The 19,202-nt window shown below is 45.5% G+C and carries 18 protein-coding genes; 6 read left to right on the top strand and 12 right to left on the bottom strand.

The window, feature by feature from the left end; genetic code table 11:
• Positions 1-475: 475 nt before the first annotated feature.
• On the top strand, positions 476-3,175 hold the full coding sequence (gene adhE, locus KJB05_RS05690) for a bifunctional acetaldehyde-CoA/alcohol dehydrogenase (RefSeq protein ID WP_005439701.1): 2,700 nt from the start codon (positions 476-478) through the stop codon (positions 3,173-3,175).
• Positions 3,176-3,387: 212 nt separating this feature from the next.
• The gene (tnpA, locus tag KJB05_RS05695; protein ID WP_033007908.1) at positions 3,388-3,822 is read left to right on the top strand and encodes an IS200/IS605 family transposase; all 435 of its coding nucleotides are present in this window, start codon (positions 3,388-3,390) and stop codon (positions 3,820-3,822) included.
• A gap of 113 nt (positions 3,823-3,935) precedes the next feature.
• On the opposite strand, the gene KJB05_RS05700 is transcribed toward tnpA, so the two are convergent.
• Together KJB05_RS05700 and KJB05_RS05705 are read right to left on the bottom strand one after the other, a co-directional pair.
• A complete protein-coding gene (locus tag KJB05_RS05700) occupies positions 3,936-4,679 on the bottom strand; it encodes an SDR family oxidoreductase (RefSeq protein ID WP_020196362.1) in 744 nt (247 codons plus the stop codon).
• 134 nt (positions 4,680-4,813) lie between these two features.
• The gene (locus KJB05_RS05705; RefSeq protein WP_208446523.1) at positions 4,814-5,317 is read right to left on the bottom strand and encodes a VC2046/SO_2500 family protein; all 504 of its coding nucleotides are present in this window, start codon (positions 5,315-5,317) and stop codon (positions 4,814-4,816) included.
• Between the two features lie 220 nt (positions 5,318-5,537).
• Here KJB05_RS05705 and KJB05_RS05710 point away from each other — a divergent pair, with 220 nt between their 5' ends.
• Positions 5,538-6,917 (top strand): IS4 family transposase, encoded by a 1,380-nt coding sequence (locus tag KJB05_RS05710; protein ID WP_213053097.1) that lies wholly within the window; start codon positions 5,538-5,540, stop codon positions 6,915-6,917.
• Between the two features lie 71 nt (positions 6,918-6,988).
• Here KJB05_RS05710 and sodB read toward each other — a convergent pair whose 3' ends face one another.
• Positions 6,989-7,573, bottom strand: coding sequence for a superoxide dismutase [Fe] (gene sodB / locus KJB05_RS05715; RefSeq protein ID WP_005439697.1), 585 nt, complete (start codon positions 7,571-7,573; stop codon positions 6,989-6,991).
• A gap of 242 nt (positions 7,574-7,815) precedes the next feature.
• Between sodB and KJB05_RS05720 the strand changes: the two genes are divergently transcribed.
• Together KJB05_RS05720 and KJB05_RS05725 are read left to right on the top strand one after the other, a co-directional pair.
• The gene (locus KJB05_RS05720) at positions 7,816-8,151 is read left to right on the top strand and encodes a Grx4 family monothiol glutaredoxin (protein WP_009707292.1); all 336 of its coding nucleotides are present in this window, start codon (positions 7,816-7,818) and stop codon (positions 8,149-8,151) included.
• 75 nt (positions 8,152-8,226) lie between these two features.
• Positions 8,227-8,856: a DsbA family protein gene (locus KJB05_RS05725; protein WP_208444830.1), complete on the top strand. Its 630-nt coding sequence runs from the start codon at positions 8,227-8,229 to the stop codon at positions 8,854-8,856.
• Between the two features lie 88 nt (positions 8,857-8,944).
• Here KJB05_RS05725 and KJB05_RS05730 read toward each other — a convergent pair whose 3' ends face one another.
• Both KJB05_RS05730 and rnt read right to left on the bottom strand, forming a co-directional pair.
• Complete coding sequence (locus tag KJB05_RS05730; RefSeq protein WP_208444831.1) at positions 8,945-10,270, bottom strand: Na+/H+ antiporter family protein; 1,326 nt, start codon at positions 10,268-10,270, stop codon at positions 8,945-8,947.
• A gap of 28 nt (positions 10,271-10,298) precedes the next feature.
• Positions 10,299-10,943, bottom strand: coding sequence for a ribonuclease T (gene rnt, locus KJB05_RS05735; RefSeq protein ID WP_208444832.1), 645 nt, complete (start codon positions 10,941-10,943; stop codon positions 10,299-10,301).
• A 306-nt stretch (positions 10,944-11,249) separates the two neighbouring features.
• Here rnt and KJB05_RS05740 point away from each other — a divergent pair, with 306 nt between their 5' ends.
• Positions 11,250-12,131 carry an OmpA family protein gene (locus tag KJB05_RS05740; RefSeq protein WP_208444833.1) on the top strand — a complete coding sequence of 294 codons (882 nt, stop codon included), beginning with the start codon at positions 11,250-11,252 and terminating at the stop codon, positions 12,129-12,131.
• Between the two features lie 103 nt (positions 12,132-12,234).
• Here KJB05_RS05740 and KJB05_RS05745 read toward each other — a convergent pair whose 3' ends face one another.
• From KJB05_RS05745 to rsxC, 7 genes are all read right to left on the bottom strand, one after another.
• Positions 12,235-12,669 (bottom strand): DUF2753 domain-containing protein, encoded by a 435-nt coding sequence (locus KJB05_RS05745; protein WP_005439686.1) that lies wholly within the window; start codon positions 12,667-12,669, stop codon positions 12,235-12,237.
• 135 nt (positions 12,670-12,804) lie between these two features.
• On the bottom strand, positions 12,805-13,221 hold the full coding sequence (gene gloA / locus KJB05_RS05750) for a lactoylglutathione lyase (protein WP_020196364.1): 417 nt from the start codon (positions 13,219-13,221) through the stop codon (positions 12,805-12,807).
• Entirely contained in the window at positions 13,221-13,901 is a 681-nt protein-coding gene (gene nth / locus KJB05_RS05755; protein ID WP_208444834.1) for an endonuclease III, read from the bottom strand. The genes gloA and nth overlap by 1 nt, the downstream gene beginning before the upstream one ends.
• A gap of 79 nt (positions 13,902-13,980) precedes the next feature.
• Positions 13,981-14,673: an electron transport complex subunit E gene (locus KJB05_RS05760; protein ID WP_005439683.1), complete on the bottom strand. Its 693-nt coding sequence runs from the start codon at positions 14,671-14,673 to the stop codon at positions 13,981-13,983.
• A complete protein-coding gene (gene rsxG, locus KJB05_RS05765; protein ID WP_208444835.1) occupies positions 14,666-15,304 on the bottom strand; it encodes an electron transport complex subunit RsxG in 639 nt (212 codons plus the stop codon). The genes KJB05_RS05760 and rsxG overlap by 8 nt, the downstream gene beginning before the upstream one ends.
• Before the next feature lie 7 nt (positions 15,305-15,311).
• Positions 15,312-16,358, bottom strand: a complete 1,047-nt coding sequence (rsxD, locus tag KJB05_RS05770; RefSeq protein ID WP_009707287.1) for an electron transport complex subunit RsxD — start codon at positions 16,356-16,358, stop codon at positions 15,312-15,314.
• Entirely contained in the window at positions 16,358-19,201 is a 2,844-nt protein-coding gene (gene rsxC / locus KJB05_RS05775; protein ID WP_208444836.1) for an electron transport complex subunit RsxC, read from the bottom strand. Before rsxC ends, rsxD begins: the two co-directional genes overlap by 1 nt.
• Position 19,202 lies beyond the last annotated feature (1 nt).

A 19,202-nucleotide genomic window follows, 5' to 3' on the forward strand; every position in this document is an offset into this window, starting at 1 on the left:
TAGAAGATTGGTGGCAACCTGAACTGATTTACACAAACGTTAACATTCGCACATTTTTCACAAAAAGAAAGGTGGTTTGTAGAGAGATATGACGCATTCGATATACTCTCAGTAGCACAAAAATTAGGGTCCACATGTAATTTTGTTGGCTAAAAATGAAACTTTTTTACAGATTATTGTTGTTTCTTTTAGTTTTTGGTTCGTTTGCTTCTTTTTTGCTCAATTAAAAATGAAGTTTAATTTATTTGTTTATCAATGATTTAAGTCGTTTTATTGTGGTAAACCACTACTTTGGGGGTATTTCAGTTGTGAGAAGTGATCCAAGTCAATTTTTTTCACACTCTGAAATATTATACTCAGCCCTGAAAGCAATTTACTAAGATGGTTGTTAGTTAAGTCGCTGATAAACAGTAGAAACGAAAGACAATAGCCTTACTAAAAAGTTTTTAATATTTATTATTTTAGGAGATCCACCATGCCTGTAACTAACTTAGCTGAACTAGATGCTCTAGTAGCACGCGTTAAAGCAGCACAAGAAGAGTTCGCAACATTTTCTCAAGAGAAAGTAGATGCAATCTTCCGCGCAGCTTCTCTTGCAGCTAACCATGCTCGTATTCCACTAGCACAACAAGCAGTTGCTGAATCTGGAATGGGTATTGTTGAAGATAAGGTAATCAAAAACCACTTCGCTTCAGAATTCATCTACAACAAATACAAAGACGAAAAAACATGTGGCATCTTGGAAGAAGATGACAACCTAGGCACGATGACTATCGCAGAGCCTGTAGGTATCATCTGTGGTATCGTTCCAACGACTAACCCAACTTCTACTGCAATCTTCAAATCTCTAATTTCTCTAAAAACTCGTAACGGCATCATCTTCTCGCCACACCCACGTGCGAAGAACTCTACTAACGATGCAGCTAAACTAGTTCTAGACGCAGCAGTAGCAGCGGGTGCTCCAAAAGACATCATCGGTTGGATCGACCAACCATCTGTAGAGCTTTCTAACGCTCTTATGAAGCACGACGGCATCGCTCTTATCCTTGCAACTGGTGGTCCAGGCATGGTTAAAGCAGCTTACTCTTCTGGTAAGCCAGCAATCGGTGTAGGTGCAGGTAACGTTCCTGTAGTTATCGATGAAACAGCTGACATCAAACGTGCTGTTGCTTCTATCCTTATGTCTAAGACTTTCGATAACGGCGTAGTATGTGCTTCTGAGCAAGCTGCAATCGTAGTTGGCGAAGTATACGACGAAGTGAAAGAGCGTTTCGCTTCTCACAAAGCTCACGTTCTATCTAAAGCTGACGCTGATAAAGTACGTAAAGTACTTCTTATCGACGGTGCATTAAATGCGAAAATCGTAGGTCAACCTGCTCCAGCAATCGCTGAAATGGCTGGTGTTAAAGTTCCTGCTGATACAAAAGTACTTGTAGGTGAAGGTCTAGGCAAAGTTTCTTACGATGATGAGTTCGCTCACGAGAAACTATCTCCAACTCTAGGTCTATTCCGTGCTGACGACTTCGAAGACGCAGTTGCTCAAGCGGTAACAATGGTTGAAATCGGTGGTATCGGTCACACATCTGGCCTTTACACTAACCAAGACGTTAACGCAGACCGCATCCGTTACTTCGGTGACAAGATGAAGACTGCACGTATCCTTGTAAACATCCCGACTACTCACGGTGGTATCGGTGACCTTTACAACTTCAACGTAGCACCTTCTCTAACTCTAGGTTGTGGTTCTTGGGGTGGTAACTCTATCTCTGAGAACGTAGGTCCTAAGCACCTTATCAACAAGAAAACTGTAGCTAAGCGAGCTGAAAACATGTTGTGGCACAAACTACCTAAGTCTATCTACTTCCGTCGTGGTAGCCTTCCAATCGCAATGAGCGACCTAGAAGGTAAGAAACGCGCATTCCTAGTAACTGACCGTTTCCTATTCAACAACGGTTACGCTGACGAAGTAGTTAAACTGCTTAAAGAGCAAGGCATCGAAGTTCAAACATTCTTCGACGTAGAAGCGGATCCAACACTATCTGTTGTTGAGAAAGGTGCAGAAGCAATGAAGAGCTTCCAACCTGACGTAATCCTAGCTCTAGGTGGTGGTTCACCAATGGATGCTGCGAAGATCATGTGGGTAATGTACGAGCACCCAGAAACTCACTTCGCTGAACTAGCAATGCGCTTTATGGACATCCGTAAACGTATCTACAAGTTCCCTAAAATGGGTAAGAAAGCTGAGCTTGTATGTATCACTACAACTTCAGGTACTGGTTCAGAAGTTACTCCATTCGCGGTTGTTACAGACGACAAGACTGGTGCTAAGTACCCACTAGCTGACTACGAAATCACGCCAAACATGGCTATCGTTGATGCTAATCTAGTAATGAACATGCCTAAGTCTCTAACAGCATTCGGTGGTTACGATGCAGTAACTCACGCTCTAGAAGCTTACGTATCTGTTCTTGCGAACGAGTACTCAGACGGTCAAGCTCTACAAGCACTTAAGATGCTTAAAGAGTACCTACCTTCAAGCTACGCGAACGGTGCAAACGACCCAATCGCTCGTGAGAAAGTACACAACGCGGCAACTATCGCTGGTATCGCATTTGCGAACGCATTCCTAGGTGTTTGTCACTCTATGGCGCACAAGATTGGTGCTGAGTTCCACCTACCTCACGGTCTAGCGAACGCACTACTAATCTCGAACGTGGTACGTTACAACGCGAACGACAACCCAACTAAACAAACTGCGTTCTCTCAATACGACCGTCCACAAGCACGTCGTCGTTACGCTGAAGTTGCTGACCACCTAGGCCTAAGCCAAGAAGGTGACCGTACTGCTCAGAAGATTGAACGTCTACTAGCATGGTTGGACGAGCTGAAAGGCGACCTAGACATCCCAATGTCTATCCAAGCTGCAGGTGTTTCTGAAGCTGACTTCGTAGCGAAACTAGACGAGCTAGCTGTTGAAGCGTTCGATGACCAGTGTACAGGTGCTAACCCACGTTACCCTCTAATCACTGAGCTGAAAGAAGTGCTAATGGCTTCTTACTACGGTAAAGCATTCGTTGAAGGTGAAACTTTCGAAGGTACTACTGTAATCAAGAAGAAAGCAGACCAAGTAGCTAAGCCAGCAGCGAAAGCAAAGAAAGAAAAAACTAACGCATAAGTAACACGTTAGTTATGAGATAGGTTTTCGCTAGCACGAAACCTACAATCGGGAAAAAGCAAAGCCCCAGTCGAGAGACTGGGGCTTTTTTTATTTTCAGCCCTAAACCACCTACTTCAGTAGGTGGTTATCATCCGTTTCGGCTTTGCCTGTAAAACTACTCATGCTAAATGCGTCTTTGATTTTTCCAGAAGTCAAAGAGGACAAATAACATGAGTAGATACAATCAAGCTTCCCACGTATTTTGGCGATGTCAATACCATATAGTGTGGACTCCAAAGTATCGATTTAGGATCTTGAAGAACAATATAGGTAAAGAAGTTTATCGATGTATTTATGTTTACTGTAATCAACTTGGATGTGAAGTAGTAGAGTTAAACATACAAGTTGACCACGTGCATTTAGTAGTAAAGATTCCACCAAAGCTATCGATATCCAAGTTGATGGGGGTATTGAAAGGCAAAATAGCCTTAAAGCTATTTAGTAAGTTCCCTCATCTTAGGAAGAACAGGCTTTGGGGTAATCACTTTTGGCAAAGAGGCTATTTTGTCGATAGTGTTGGAATCAATGAAGAAATCATACGCCGATATGTAAGACATCAAGAGAAGCAAGAGCGAGTAGAGCAGCACCAGTTGGCGTTGGATTAAACAAAGGCCCCCTTTTAGGGGGCTCACACAAAGCCACCTTCTTTAGAAGGTGGTAATTTACTTCTTAATTTATCCGCGTTACTGACGAAAGGTGGCCTAAGGTCGAGGGAGGATTAGACTTCAGTAGTGACGACGCGGCCGCTGAAGTACTCATTAGCAACAATGTAGGCTGTGTTTCTAACTAGCTCATCTTGGATCTGTGCCCAGTGTCTTTCGTCTAGGTCTTCACTGGTGTGATTAACTGAAGGGATCACACCGCCAACGCGAATATTGAATGGCGTCAGTTCTTTTGCCCAACTATGAGTAAAACCGGATACCAAAGCCGCCATGCTTTCTACGCCTGTCAGATCTTCATGATTATCGTGTGAGATAACGTTGACGATAACGCCTTTCTTTTCTCTTGAGCGGAAGCGCTCTGCACTCACTTGTCCGTAGGTATAGAGGAATCGTGCCGCCGAGGAAAGGTGGTCGATATAGGTGCTCATTGGCTCTGGCGCCATTAAGCTTGGCATTGGTGAGCTCGTCCAGCAATTTACGATAACGTCTGGCGTTGCCCCTAATTGTGATTCGATTTGGTCAAACAACAGATTAATGGATGTGGTGTTGTCACTGCACACATTCATCGCATAGACCTTGTCGGAGAAGGCACTGATTTGTTCGTAGCTTGCCTTTAAGGCACTAGGGTTCTGGTCACAGAGTACCAACGTCGCACCAAGATGGGCGAAGTGGTTAGAGCAAGTCCTGCCTAAGACAGAGCCTGCAGACGTGACGAGAATGATTGATTCTTTGATATCCATAGCACCTTCACTGTAATTTCTTGTGTTAAAGAATACATCAGTGGTTTGTGCTAATAGCATGGACGAATTTATTTGAGCTCAGTGTGAAAAGCTTCAAACTAACGCTTTCGAGCAACAACAATTGTTTTGGAATTTGTAAGGCGTCACATTTCTGACGTGTCGAGAATGTAAGCCGTTGGAGAAAAAGCTGATCTCTAAGCTTGCGTTTGAATTTGGTACTGACGTTGAGCTGTCACGAGTTGATTATACAACCCAGCTTCAGGGATCAATTGCTTGTTGCGTTCGCCCAAACTACGGCGCTCATGACCAGATAGGTTGTGATAAACCTCTTCTGGTAGATTGAAAGTATCTTCAGGAAGGTAGGTCAGTGCATCTGGTTTTAAGTAGTAGCTCAGTTTTGCGGAGGGCAGTCCTGCATCATGGAACTGTTTTGCTTGCTCAGCTGCAAGTTCGTAGCTGCTGCTATCAGAACGAAGCGCTTGAGGTTGAGATAACCCGAACTGTTGGCGAAGAATGTCATCACTCGTGAGTACTTCTTGGACTTCTTCAACCGGAACCACATCGCGAACATCATTCGAGAACATAGACAGAATAAGTGAGAAATCAGCGCGACGACCTTCGTGTACGGCATGGTTAATACCATTGCCGAACTGAAGTTCGTTGATGATTGCTGCTTTGTCTAAAGTATGGATTTGCATGATGTTCCTCGCTTGATGCACTTTTAACGGCAACAACGGAAAGAACTTTAGGAAAAAGAGGGGATTAATTGAATAAACTGGTTTTAGGAGCAATAAAAAAGCCCGCAATAGTGCCTGTCTCTTATACACAAATCCCCAAGCTTATAGCTTGGGGATTTTTTTTGAACTCTTTAACGTGTGTGCGCTCTGATCACTTAAGAATCCTTACTGAAACACTAAGATGACACACTCAGACGCTAAACTTTGGGCACAAGAACAATTTGGACAAGCACAACTTAAAGACCCTCGAAGAACACAACGCCTCATCAGTTTAGCGACTTCCATTGCTAATCAACCAGGAGTCTCCGTGGCTAAACTTCCTTTTTCTCCCGCCGATATGGAAGGGGCATATCGCTTTATCCGCAATGAAAACATCGATGCAAAAGACATCGCTGAAGCAGGTTTTCAATCAACGGTATCTCGAGCTAACGAGCATGAGGAATTACTCGCGCTTGAAGATACAACAACGCTCTGTTTTCCTCATCGAAGTATAAAAGATGAACTCGGGCACACGAATCAAGGCGACAGAATTCGAGCTCTCCATGTACATTCGACGTTACTTTTTGCACCACAAAGTCAGACCATTGTTGGTCTTATAGAGCAACAACGATGGAGCCGAGATATTACTAAGCGTGGGCAAAAGCACCAACACGCGACTCGTCCTTACGAGGAGAAAGAGAGTTACAAATGGGAGCAAGCTTCTCGCCGTGTCGTTGAGCGCCTAGGGGATAAGATGTTAGATGTTATCTCGGTCTGTGACCGAGAAGCTGACCTATTCGAATACTTAACTTATAAACGTCAACATCAGCAGCGTTTTGTCGTTCGTTCAATGCAAAGCCGCTGTCTAGAAGAGCACGCTCAAAAGCTTTACGACTATGCGCAAGCGTTACCAAGCGTCCAGACAAAAGAGCTTACCATCCCCCAAAAAGGAGGAAGAAAAGCGAGAGATGTAAATCTTGATGTTAAATATGGTCAGGTGACATTAAAGGCTCCAGCAAACAAAAAGGAGCACGCAGGCATACCTGTTTATTATGTTGGTTGCCTTGAGCAAGGGACATCAAAAGACAAGTTAGCATGGCACCTCTTGACGTCGGAGCCAGTAAACAACGCTGAAGACGCCATGAGAATTATCGGTTATTACGAGCGTCGATGGCTGATTGAAGACTTCCATAAAGTCTGGAAAAGTGAAGGTACGGATGTGGAGTCACTAAGACTCCAAAGTAAAGGTAACTTAGAGAGGTTAAGTGTCATCTATGCCTTTGTTGCGACACGTTTATTGGCGTTACGCTTCATTAAAGAGGTTGATGAGCTATCAACAGAAAGTTGTGAAAAGGTCTTGGGCAAAAAAGCTTGGAAGCTGCTGTGGTTGAAACTAGAAAGTAAGACGTTACCTAAAGAAACGCCGGATATGGGCTGGGCGTACAAGAATCTCGCTAAATTAGGCGGTTGGAAAGATACCAAGAGGACGGGCAGAGCTTCAATAAAGGCACTTTGGGAAGGATGGTTTAAACTACAAACCATCCTTGAAGGCTACGAACTCGCAATGTCTCTTGATCACTAGACTTGTGATCAAGAGACAGGCAATAGTGCGAGCTTTTAAATATGACTAAATTGAACTTAGGGGGAAGTAAATTACTTCGCTAGGTTCTCTGCTACGAAGTCCCAGTTTACAAGAGCCCAGAAGCCGTTCATGTAATCAGGACGTACGTTGCGGTAATCGATGTAGTAAGCGTGTTCCCATAGGTCAACAGTTAGAAGTGGAGTAGTACCTTCTTCTGTTAGAGGAGTCGCTGCGTTAGACGTGTTAACGATCTCTAGAGAACCGTCAGCTTTCTTAACTAGCCAAGTCCATGAAGAACCGAAGTTGTTGATTGCTGAATCAGTGAATTTTGCTTTGAATTCTTCGAAAGAACCGAACGCTGCGTTGATCGCGTCAGCAACTGCACCTGTTGGTTCGCCGCCTGCGTTTGGCGCTAGACAGTGCCAGTAGAACGTGTGGTTCCAGATCTGTGCTGCGTTGTTGAATACGCCACCAGTTGAAGTCTTGATGATCTCTTCTAGTGTTTTGCCTTCGAACTCAGTACCAGGGATAAGACCGTTTAGCTTAACAACGTAAGTGTTGTGGTGCTTACCGTGATGGAAATCTAGAGTCTCTGCAGAGATGTGTGGTTCTAGTGCGTCTTTCGCGTAAGGTAGAGCTGGTAGTTCAAATGCCATTGCTCAATTCTCCATAGATATGAAAGGGTTACCTTTCGATTGCTTCCAGTGTTTTTATTTATATGTAGTCTTTACGACTGACTTGAAAAGTATTTTAGCAAGTTTTTACTTTATTAAAACCCCGATATGAAAATATTTTAAGATAAAACCAATAAAGACTTACTAATTATATGGTTTTTATTCTGTGTTTATTGAGTAAAATGTGGCAATAATTAAAGTTCACATCCATGAATGAGGAAGCGATGGAAACTATCGATAAAATCAAACAGCAGATCTCTGAAAACACAATCTTGCTGTACATGAAAGGATCACCGAAACTGCCTAGCTGTGGTTTCTCTTCTCAAGCAGCACAAGCGCTAATGGCATGTGGCGAGAAGTTCGCTTACGTAGACATTCTACAAAACCCAGACATTCGTGCTGAACTACCTAAATACGCTCAATGGCCTACATTCCCACAACTATGGGTTGAAGGCGAACTGATCGGTGGTTGTGACATCATTTTGGAAATGTTCCAGAAAGGTGAGCTTCAGCCTCTTATCAAAGAAGCGGCAGCACGCGTTGAAGGTGACGCTGAGTAATTCGTAAATACTCACATTTGGCGATAGAATACAAAGGAGCCGCATTGGCTCCTTTTTCTTTTTTAGGTTAGTGGAATGAACTTGAAGCTTTACTACGTACATGATCCTATGTGCAGCTGGTGTTGGGGCTACAAACCAACCATCGAAAAATTGAAGCAGCAACTGCCGGGTGTGATTCAGTTTGAGTATGTTGTGGGTGGGCTCGCGCCAGATACTAATCTGCCTATGCCACCGGAAATGCAGCAGAAAATTGAGCAAATTTGGAAGCAAATCGAAGGTCAGCTTGGTACCAAGTTTAACTACGATTTCTGGACGTTGTGCACACCAGTACGTAGCACTTACCAATCTTGCCGTGCCGTTATCGCTGCAGGCTTCCAAGATTCTTATGAACAGATGCTAGAGGCGATTCAACACGCTTACTACTTACGTGCGATGCCGACTCATGAAGAAGCAACTCATCTGCAACTCGCAAGAGAGATTGGCTTAAACGTTCAGCAGTTTAAGAATGATATGGATGGCACTTTGCTGGAAGGTGTTTTCCAAGACCAGTTAAGCCTTGCTAAGAGTCTTGGTGTAAATTCTTACCCGAGTTTGGTACTGCAAATTAACGACGCTTACTTCCCGATTGAAGTGGATTATGTGTCGACAGAAAACACGTTGAAGCTGATTCGCGAGCGCATTATCGACAACATGCCAACGCAATAAGACGAAACCGGTTTTCAAAGCCCAAACAACAAAAAGCCGCTCAATGAGCGGCTTTTTCGTAACGAATTGTATCCATTCAATGGCGCGATTACAGCACCATTGCAGCAATCCAACCGAAGATGATCAGAGGGATGTTGTAGTGGATAAATGTCGGTACTACGGTTTCCCAAATGTGCTCGTGCTGACCATCGGCGTTTAGACCCGATGTTGGACCTAACGTTGAGTCAGAAGCAGGAGAACCCGCGTCACCTAGAGCTGCTGCTGTACCTACTAGTGCGATTGTCGCCATTGGTGAGAAACCAAATGCTAGTGAAAGCGGCACATAGATAGTTGCAAGGATTGGAATCGTAGAGAACGATGAGCCGATGCCCATTGTTACCAACAGACCAACGATCAGCATAAGTAGTGCTGCAAGAGGCTTGTTGTCACCGATGCTGGTTGATAGCGATTGTACCAGTGTTTCAACGCCGCCAGTTTGTTTCATTACTGCAGCAAAACCTGCCGCTGCAATCATAATGAAGCCAATCATTGCCATCATGTGTACACCTTTAGTGAACACGTCGTGCGTCTCTTTCCATGCGATAACACCACCGAAAGTGAACACCATGAAGCCTGCTAGTGCACCGATGATCATTGAGCCCGTGTATAGCTGTACGCTTAGCGCAGCAAGAATACCTAAGCCTGCAACCACGATATGTTTTTTGTTTAGCTTCTCTTCAGATTCTTGAACAACGGTCAGTTTAGTCTCTTTGTATTCACGAGGTTTACGGTAGCTAAAGAAGATCGCAGTTAGAAGACCAAACAACATACCTGCGCCCGGCAACAGCATTGCTGTCGGTACTTGGCTTGCCACGACATCTGTTAGACCGTTGTCATGTAAGTTCTTCAATAGGATGTTGTTTAGGAAGATGCCACCAAAACCGATTGGTAGAATCATGTATGGCGTGATCAAACCAAAGGTAAGCACACAAGCAACCAAACGACGGTCCAGCTTCAGCTTAGCGAATACGCCCAAAAGAGGTGGAATCAAAATTGGAATGAAGGCGATATGTACCGGAATCACGTTTTGAGATGACATGGTAACAAGTACAAGAGCAACCAATACTGCGTATTTTAGACCCGTAGTCGACGCAGAGCTCTCTTTACCATTTAGGCGCTTGATAACGCTTTTTGCCAGAAGGTCAGTGATTCCAGAACGAGAAATCGCAACAGCGAAAGTACCTAGCATTGCGTAGCTTAGCGCGATAGTCGCACCGCCACCCAGACCACTTTCAAATGCAGCAACCGTATCCCCAAGGCTCATGCCTGCAACAAGGCCACCAACGATGGCACTAAACGTGAGGGCAACCACCACGTTTACGCGCATCAATGCTAACACGAGCATGACGCACACAGATATAACGACAGGATTCATACTTTTCCTAATATGTTGTGTTTATTTATTATTCTTCGTCGACAAGCGGCCAACCGCCTAGGGCCTTCCATTTGTTGACGATGCCACAGAATAACTCTGCAGTTTGTTGTGTATCGTAAAGGGCAGAATGTGCCTCACGATTGTCGAATTCCATCCCTGCAGCTTTACATGCTTTAGCGAGAACAGTTTGACCATAAGCAAGCCCACTTAATGTTGCGGTATCAAAAGTGGCAAATGGATGGAAAGGGACTCTTTTTAGTTTGCAGCGCTCATTAGCTGCATTAACAAAACTTAAGTCGAAAGCGGCGTTGTGTGCCACCATGATGGCGCGCGAACAATCGGCCGCTTTTTGCTCTTTACGGATCAGCTTGTAGATTTCTTTGAGTGCTTCTTGTTCTGAAACTGCTCCACGTAAAGGGCTGAATGGGTCACGAATACCATTGAATTCAAGGGCTTCTTTTTCTAAGTTCGCGCCTTCGAAAGGTTCGATATGAAAATGAATGGTCGAGGCAGGATGCAAATCGCCATTTTCATCCATGCTAAGGGTAACGGCGCAGACTTCTAAAAGTGCATCAGTTTGAGCATTGAAACCTGCGGTCTCAACATCAACTACCACTGGAAAATAACCACGAAAACGTTTTTTCAGGGTCAGAGCTTCATTTTCTATTGTCATGTTGGCTTATATTTGTGTGACGAAGGCTGCATTATTGCAGATTCTACCGATGAGAAAAACCGCAATTTCGGAGAAATGTAGAATTCTATTCCTCCGTTAACCAGTAAGGGTTATAACCAAAAACAAGGTAGTCGGTCACCTGTTATTCTCGCGATGTTATTTACCATTTTATGCACTTGCCAAAGTGGGGGTTAACTCCTTATAACCCCTTAAAATTCCATGTTGGCGGGATTTTTGCATTGTTCTGCATGTTTTCAATTGATTCATGTAAGCGGCAATAGACTGCCGTTTGAGAGAAGTACTTAGATGAATAAATGGCTAGTAACCAGTGGTATCGTGATGTCTTTGCTTAGCGCGAACAGTTTTGCGTCGATGGGGAAGCGTTATGTTGCTACACCGCAGCAGTCACAATGGGAAATGGTGATGAACACGCCATTGGAATGCCAGCTTGTGCATCCTATCCCTGGGTTTGGTGACGCGGTATTTTCGTCTCGTGCGAGTAAAAAGATTAACTTGGATTTTGAGCTAAAGATGCGTCGCCCTATGGGTGAAACGCGTAACGTTAGTTTGATTTCTATGCCACCACCTTGGCGTCCGGGTGAGAATGCCGATCGTATTACTAACCTGAGGTTCTTCAAGCAGTTTGATGGTTATGTTGGCGGGCAAACCGCTTGGGGCATTCTGTCTGAGCTAGAAAAAGGGCGCTACCCAACGTTTAGTTACCAAGATTGGCAGAGCCGTGATCAGCGTATTGAAGTCGCGTTGTCCTCGGTATTGTTCCAAAGCAAATACAACGCTTTTAGTAACTGTATTGCTAACTTGCTGAAGTACAGTTTCGAAGATATCGCCTTCACGATTCTTCACTATGAACGCCAAGGCGATCAGTTAACTAAAGCCTCGAAGAAGCGTTTGTCGCAAATTGCTGATTATGTTCGTCATAATCAAGATATCGATTTGGTGCTGGTGGCGACTTACACCGATTCAACAGAAGGTAAGAGCGCAAGTCAAAGCTTATCGGAGCGACGTGCTGAATCGCTGCGTACTTACTTTGAGTCGCTGGGGCTATCTGGAGATCGCATTCAAGTGCAAGGTTACGGCAAGCGTCGTCCAATTGCAGACAATGGCTCACCAATTGGTAAAGATAAAAACCGTCGCGTGGTAATTTCGCTAGGACGCACTCAAGTCTAATTGAAGTTAACCAATAAAAACGCCAGAGTTTGACTCTGGCGTTTTTGTATCCGTTTGACGTTGTTTATTTTATTCGTTGCCACTTAGCTTTGTGTCATGTGTTTTAGTTTAGGCGGAACTTAGCAATGATTTCGCAATTGGTCGCAGTATCGATTTTCTCGACTTGTTTTGCGATTGCAGGGTTGGGGTGGCGCTTCATGAAATCAATCAGTGCTTTTGTGCAACAGCCAATGGAATCAATAAAGCTTGCACAATCTTTGTTTGGGCATTGAGGAATCAGAGTGAGTACTTTTTCTGAAGCCAGTTGAAGGTATTTGAGTTCATATTCGGTATCACCAGCCCAACGCCAGAATTGGGCGAGGTTATGGCATGAAATCACCGAAATCAATAATCTCTCGTCGGCTTCTATTTCCACGCATTCGCTAATATCTTCACTCAGGCTAAGGGCTTGCTGGTAATGAAGAATGCTGCGAACAGGGTCATCTAGTTGAAGTGCAGTATCGGCTAGAAGTGTGTGTTTTTCCCATTCACTGATCATTATCGTGTCCCACATATCGATGTTGCGGATAAATCTAAACGATAATTATTATCAAGTAAAGTGATTTGTTGATAAAAGAAAGGCAGGTCTCAGACCTGCCTGCAAAAATATAGCGTGTTTCAATAAAAGAACTTGCTAGCCTTCTAGTCCTGCTGACGCTTGTTTGTTTTGAATCAACTCAATCATGTAGCCATCAGGGTCTTTCACGAAAGCGATGTGCGTTGTACCGCCTTTTACTGGACCCGCTTCACGAGTGACATTGCCACCTGCTGCTTTGATTGCGTCGCAAGTTGAGTAGATATCGTCTACGCCAATTGCGATATGGCCAAATGCAGAGCCTAAGTCGTACTCGGTTGTACCCCAGTTGTAAGTCAGCTCAATGACGGCACCTTGAGACTCATCACCGTAGCCTAGGAATGCCAGCGTGTACTCGTACTCTTTGTTTTCATTGGTACGAAGTAGCTGCATGCCCATTACTTCAGTGTAGAACTTGATAGATTTGTCTAGATCACCCACGCGTAGCATGGTGTGAAGAATTCGACCGTTTGACATTATTTGCTCCTAGCGATTGTTTCAGACGGGTTTATTCGTCTGGGTACACTTTCTTTTGGTGGAGAGTATTCACAGAGATCTTCAATGATGCAGCTACCACAGCGCGGCTTTCTTGCCACACATGTGTAACGACCATGAAGGATCAGCCAGTGGTGTACATCAAGCTTAAACTCTTTTGGCACCACTTTTAGCAGTTTTTCTTCTACGTCATCGACGGTTTTACCCATCGCAAACTTTGTACGGTTAGAAACACGATAGATGTGCGTGTCCACTGCAATAGTTGGCCAACCGAAGGCGGTATTCAGTACTACGTTAGCGGTTTTACGACCTACACCCGGCAAAGCTTCAAGTGCTGCACGATCTTCTGGCACTTCACCGTTGTGCTTCTCTAGCAAGATCTTACAAGTTTTGATGGTGTTTTCGGCTTTTGAATTAAACAGTCCGATGGTTTTGATGTATTCCTTTAAACCATCGACACCCAAATCAAGAATGCCTTGTGGCGTGTTCGCAACAGGGTAGAGCTTGTCTGTTGCTTTGTTTACGCTTACGTCCGTCGCCTGCGCAGAAAGCAGTACGGCGATAAGCAACTCAAACGGTGTGCTCCAGTTGAGCTCCGTCTGAGGATTGGGATTGTTTTCTCGGAGTCGTTCGAGAATTTCAATTCTTTTGACTTTGTTCATTGCTGACTTCCAAACCCGTCTTTGCGGTTTATGAAAAAGGCCCTACGAGTGGTAGAGCCTTGATTTTAGTATTCTTATATTATGCGTTAGTTACGCGGGCGCGCTCAATGGCTGGTTTTTCTTCTTTCGGTTGACGTTCCTGAATTGAGCTGTCGATAACGTTTTTCAACGCAATCAAAAGTCCTACGCCGATAAACGCACCTGGCGGCAACAATGCTAGTAAGAAGCTGCTATCGAAGTGGAAAACTTGAATACGCAGTGCTGCAGCCCAGTCACCCAATAATAGGTCTGCACCATCGAACAAGGTGCCGTTACCGATAAGTTCACGCATAGCGCCAAGTACAACCAATACCGTTGTCATACCGAGACCCATCCAGAAACCATCCAATGCTGCTGGCAATGGATCATTCTTCGAGGCGTAAGCTTCCGCACGGCCGATGATAATACAGTTGGTTACGATCAGTGGGATGAAGATGCCCAGAGATAGATACAATCCGTAGGCATATGCGTTCATCAAGAGTTGAACACAAGTTACCAAGGCTGCGATGATCATAACGAAAACCGGAATACGGATTTCTTTTGGTACGTAGTTACGAATCAGTGAAACTGTTAGGTTAGAACCGACAAGCACCAACAAAGTCGCAATACCCAAACCAAGGGCGTTGGTAATGGTCGAAGAAACCGCAAGTAGAGGACATAAACCCAGAAGTTGTACTAGGGCAGGGTTGTTGCTCCACATGCCGTTTTTCATTAGCAGTTTATTTTCACTCATGGTTGCCTCCTGCGCAGTCTAGGGGCTGATTCAGAATCTCATCACGAGACTTATTTACGTAGTTTACTGTGTTTCTCACCGCTTTCACTACCGCACGAGGGGTAATAGTTGCGCCAGTAAACTGATCGAAATCGCCACCATCTTTACGAACTCGCCAAGAATTCCAGTTACTTTCTGTCACTTGCTTACCAGTGAAGCTCAAGATCCAATCCGTAACGCGTAAATCAATTTTATCACCCAATCCAGGCGTTTCTTGATGGCTTAGGATACGACTACCAAGGATCTTGCCTTGGTTATCGATGCCGGTGATGATTTTGATTTCACCGTTGTAGCCATCTGGTGCGATGGACTCAATTGCCATTGCCGTTGGTTGACCATCTTTGGTGGCAATGTAAGTTGGCATCGAGCGAACCGTACCTAGATCGGGCGCAGATACCATAGTACATGCCGCAACAAGGTTGTTGTCATGCATTTCTTCCGGAATCACTTGGTTAAGAACCGACAGCAATTGCTTTTGTTCCTGAAGCTTAATTTGATCTTTTGTTAGGTACTGAGTCAGTGCCACAAGACCGGTTGTTGCACAGGCGAAGATCGCCAATGTCAGACCATTTTTTCTAATAGCGGTTAACATGTTTACCTCAGTGACCGTAAGTTCTTGGTTTGGTGTAGTAGTCGATCAACGGTACACACATATTGGCAAGCAGAACGGCGAACGCAACGCCATCTGGGAAGCCACCCCAACTACGAATAATGAATACCAACGCGCCGATCAGAGCACCGAAAATCAAGCGACCTTTCACGGTCGTTGATGCTGAAACAGGATCGGTAGCGATAAAGAACGCGCCTAACATCGTTGCACCTGATAGTAGGTGGAAGATTGGTGACGCGGTTTCTCCCGGCATGATCAAGCTAAATACGGTACTAAACAGTGCCAAGCTACCTAGGAAACCAACAGGAATGTACCATTGGATGATGCGCTTTTTGATCATCACTAGGCCACCAACCAAGTAGGCTAGGTTTACCCATTGCCAACCGATACCCGCAAGTCCGCCAAACATTGGCTGTGAAAGCACCTCACTTGGCGTTGCACCAGTATGAATACCGGTTTTGAATGCATCTAATGGGGTTGCCATTGTTACGCCATCCACGCCGGCACGAACTTGTTGCAGAGACAAACCATCAAAATCATAGCCAGTGAAGATCAGAGACAACGCGTCTGCAAAAGTCACATGCTCAGACATCAACGAAACAGGTGCGCTCCAACTTGTCATTTGGACTGGGAAGGAGATAAGCAATACAACGTAAGCGACCATCGCTGGGTTAAATAGGTTTTGGCCAATACCACCGTATAAGTGCTTCGCAATAACGATGGCAAAAATCAAACCGATCACCATGATCCACCAAGGGGACCATGGTGGGATTGCTACGGCTAATAGCCATGCTGTCACGATGGCACTGTTATCACGTAGCGCACGCATTGGAGAACGCTTACGCACAAGCATGACTAATGCTTCAAGTGACACTGCGACCGCAATAGCGAACACAAGTTGAATGATGGTGCCCCAACCAAAGAAATAGGTTTGAGCCACTAAGCCAGGAATAGCGCACAATGCTACCCATTTCATCAAATCAGGCGTGCTGCGACGGCTGTGAGCGTGTGGTGAACTGGCAATAAAAAACGACATTACTCGTTCTCCTTAGTATTGTTCTTATTCGCTTCTTGCTGAGCTTTACGTGCTTTAGCGCGAGCAATGGCTGCGGCAACAGCAGCTTTCTTTGGATCCACTTCCGGCTCTTCAGAAGGCGTTTCTTCAACAGATTCTGTTTGTGCTTCCTGCTGCGCTTTACGTGCTTTGGCACGAGCAATAGCAGCGGCAACCGCGGCTTTCTTCGGATCCACTTCTGGTTCTTCAGAAGGAGCTTCCGCTTCAACCGATTCCGTTTGTGCTTCTTGCTGAGCTTTGCGTGCTTTGGCACGAGCAATAGCAGCGGCAACCGCGGCTTTCTTCGGATCTTCAGCTTGTTCAGCTGGCGCTTCCGCTTCTGCAGATTCAGTAGAGCTTTCTTGTTGAGCTTTACGCGCTTTAGCACGGGCAATGGCAGCGGCAACAGCGGCTTTCTTCGGATCTTCGGCTTGTTCAGCAGGCGCTTCCGTTTCTACAGATTCACTAGAAACGTCTTGCTGAGCTTTACGTGCCTTAGCGCGAGCAATGGCTGCGGCTACTGCAGCTTTCTTTGGATCTTCAGCTTGTTCAGCAGGTGCTTCTGTTTCTGCAGGTTCAGTCGAGCCTTCTTGCTGAGCTTTACGCGCTTTAGCACGAGCAATAGCTGCTGCAACAGCCGCTTTCTTCGGATCTTCAGCTTGTTCTGCAGGCGCTTCCGTTTCTGCAGATTCAGTAGAGCTTTCTTGCTGAGCTTTACGTGCTTTAGCACGAGCAATCGCAGCGGCAACAGCGGCTTTCTTTGGATCTTCAGATTGTTCTGCTGGTGTTTCCGCTTCTGCAGGTTCCGTAGAGTCATCTTGCTGAGCTTTGCGCGCTTTTGCACGAGCAATGGCTGCGGCAACAGCGGCTTTTTTCGGATCTTCAGCTTGTTTAACAGGTGCTTCCGTTTCTACAGATTCGGTCGAATCTTCTTGTTGTGCTTTTTTCGCTTTAGCTCTGGCGATAGCTGCCGCGACGGCTGCTTTCTTGTCACCAGTTTCAGCAGGTGTTGATGCGTCTGCTTGTTGAGCTTTCTTCGCTTTAGCACGGGCAATCGCTGCTGCAACCGCTGACTTCTTATCGTCAGCATTATCCGTAGATGCGTCGCCTTGTTCTTTTTGCGCTTTGCGTTCGCGAGCAAGACGTTTGCGTTCTTCGCGTAGCTTCGCCATTTCTGAGTTATCAGGCTCGGCTGCACCAGATTGAGCTGCTGCAGCTTGTTTCGCTTTTGCTTTGGCAATCGCGGCGGCAACCGCAGGTTTCACTGCTGGCTCGGCTTTCGCTTCAGTATTCTCTTTTTGTGCTTTCACGCGAGCGATGGCTGCAGCAATCGCATCGTCACCGCCAGAGGCTTTCATGTCTTTACGACGATCATCCGCGGCTTTCTTAAAGCGATTTTCACGTTCTGCTTTTTCGCGTTCCATACGCGCTTTCTTCTCTTCAAAGCGCAGCTTAGCTCGTTCAGCTGCTGCGGCTTCTTGAGCGCGTGTACGGATTTCAGCTTTCGCTTGGCGATAGTATTGAACCAGTGGAATTTCACTTGGGCACACAAACGCGCACGCGCCACATTCAATACAGTCTTTTAAGTTCAGCTCTTCGAGCTTTTCGTATTCTTGGCTTTTTGCATACCACTGAAGCTGCTGTGGCAATAGCGATGCAGGGCACGCTTCCGCACATTGGCTACAACGGATACATTCCATTTCGTATTGGTCAGAAGCGATCTCTCGACGCTTCGGTGCCAGAATACAGTTTGCCGTTTTAGTGATAGGAACCTGAGCGTGGGGTAGGGTAAAGCCCATCATTGGACCACCCATGATCAGGCGCTGCAGTTTCTTATCTGCTTTATAGCCAAACTCGTCTAAAAGTGCTTGTACTGGCGTACCAAGTAACGTCCAAACGTTACGTGGTTGCTTGAAGGTTTTACCCGTCAGAGTCACGATGCGATTTACTACAGGTTCGCCATCGATCACTGCACGTTTAATTGAGTAGAGAGAACCAACGTTTTGAACCAGGATGCCAATATCCGCAGGGATAGCGCCGCTAGGAACTTCTTTGTTGGTCAAAATCTTGATGAGCTGCTTCTCACCACCAGAAGGGTATTTGGTTGGGATAACGCGGATCACGATGTCTTTGTTCATCGCCGCTTGTTCCAGCGCTTTGATTGCTGCTGGCTTGTTATCTTCAATACCAATGATGGTCAGTTTTGGCTTAAGGATATGCTCGACGATCTCGATACCTTGGATCAGTTCGTCTGCATGTTCCTGCATGAGTTTGTCATCGGCGGTGATGTAAGGTTCACATTCAGCCGCGTTAACGATAAGAATTTCGGTACGTGCAATACCCGATTGGATCTTCTTCGCCGTTGGGAAGCCTGCGCCACCCATGCCCGAGATACCAGCAAGACGGATCACATCGATCAACGCATCTGCAGATTCTTGGGTGTAATCGGCAACTGGCGTTTTCTCACACCAAGTATCGTTACCATCTGGCGTAATCACTGCGCACAGTTCGCTTAAACCTGATGGGTGCGCAACAGTGCGTGGCTCAATAGTTGTTACTTGCCCAGAAGTTGGAGCATGAACAGGAACGGTGAAACCACTGTCTGACGCCGTCAGCTGTTGACCTTTCAACACTGTGTCACCAACAGCAATCAATAGATTACCTGCTTTACCGATGTGTTGTTTTAAAGGTAGGACGATTTCCGACGGAATGGCTGCATGAACCAATTCAGTTTTGTTGGATTGCTTTTTGTTTTCTGCCGGATGCACTCCGCCTGGGAAATCCCATAGCGAACCAGTACGAATTTGTTCAATCAAAGACAACATA

Source organism: Vibrio sp. B1ASS3, assembly GCF_905175355.1.
GTDB lineage: Bacteria > Pseudomonadota > Gammaproteobacteria > Enterobacterales > Vibrionaceae > Vibrio > Vibrio owensii.

Excerpts from the sequence above, each read along its gene's own strand:
- adhE (WP_005439701.1), top strand. The coding sequence starts at position 476 with ATGCCTGTAACTAACTTAGCTGAACTAGATGCTCTAGTAGCACGCGTT.
- nth (WP_208444834.1), bottom strand. The coding sequence starts at position 13,901 with ATGAACAAAGTCAAAAGAATTGAAATTCTCGAACGACTCCGAGAAAAC.
- KJB05_RS05740 (WP_208444833.1), top strand. The coding sequence starts at position 11,250 with ATGAATAAATGGCTAGTAACCAGTGGTATCGTGATGTCTTTGCTTAGC.
- rsxD (WP_009707287.1), bottom strand. The coding sequence starts at position 16,358 with ATGTCGTTTTTTATTGCCAGTTCACCACACGCTCACAGCCGTCGCAGC.
- rsxC (WP_208444836.1), bottom strand. The coding sequence starts at position 19,201 with ATGTTGTCTTTGATTGAACAAATTCGTACTGGTTCGCTATGGGATTTC.
- KJB05_RS05725 (WP_208444830.1), top strand. The coding sequence starts at position 8,227 with ATGAACTTGAAGCTTTACTACGTACATGATCCTATGTGCAGCTGGTGT.
- KJB05_RS05710 (WP_213053097.1), top strand. The coding sequence starts at position 5,538 with ATGACACACTCAGACGCTAAACTTTGGGCACAAGAACAATTTGGACAA.
- gloA (WP_020196364.1), bottom strand. The coding sequence starts at position 13,221 with ATGTCAAACGGTCGAATTCTTCACACCATGCTACGCGTGGGTGATCTA.
- tnpA (WP_033007908.1), top strand. The coding sequence starts at position 3,388 with ATGAGTAGATACAATCAAGCTTCCCACGTATTTTGGCGATGTCAATAC.
- sodB (WP_005439697.1), bottom strand. The coding sequence starts at position 7,573 with ATGGCATTTGAACTACCAGCTCTACCTTACGCGAAAGACGCACTAGAA.
- KJB05_RS05720 (WP_009707292.1), top strand. The coding sequence starts at position 7,816 with ATGGAAACTATCGATAAAATCAAACAGCAGATCTCTGAAAACACAATC.
- KJB05_RS05745 (WP_005439686.1), bottom strand. The coding sequence starts at position 12,669 with ATGATCAGTGAATGGGAAAAACACACACTTCTAGCCGATACTGCACTT.
- KJB05_RS05705 (WP_208446523.1), bottom strand. The coding sequence starts at position 5,317 with ATGCAAATCCATACTTTAGACAAAGCAGCAATCATCAACGAACTTCAG.
- KJB05_RS05700 (WP_020196362.1), bottom strand. The coding sequence starts at position 4,679 with ATGCTATTAGCACAAACCACTGATGTATTCTTTAACACAAGAAATTAC.
- KJB05_RS05730 (WP_208444831.1), bottom strand. The coding sequence starts at position 10,270 with ATGAATCCTGTCGTTATATCTGTGTGCGTCATGCTCGTGTTAGCATTG.
- rnt (WP_208444832.1), bottom strand. The coding sequence starts at position 10,943 with ATGACAATAGAAAATGAAGCTCTGACCCTGAAAAAACGTTTTCGTGGT.
- rsxG (WP_208444835.1), bottom strand. The coding sequence starts at position 15,304 with ATGTTAACCGCTATTAGAAAAAATGGTCTGACATTGGCGATCTTCGCC.
- KJB05_RS05760 (WP_005439683.1), bottom strand. The coding sequence starts at position 14,673 with ATGAGTGAAAATAAACTGCTAATGAAAAACGGCATGTGGAGCAACAAC.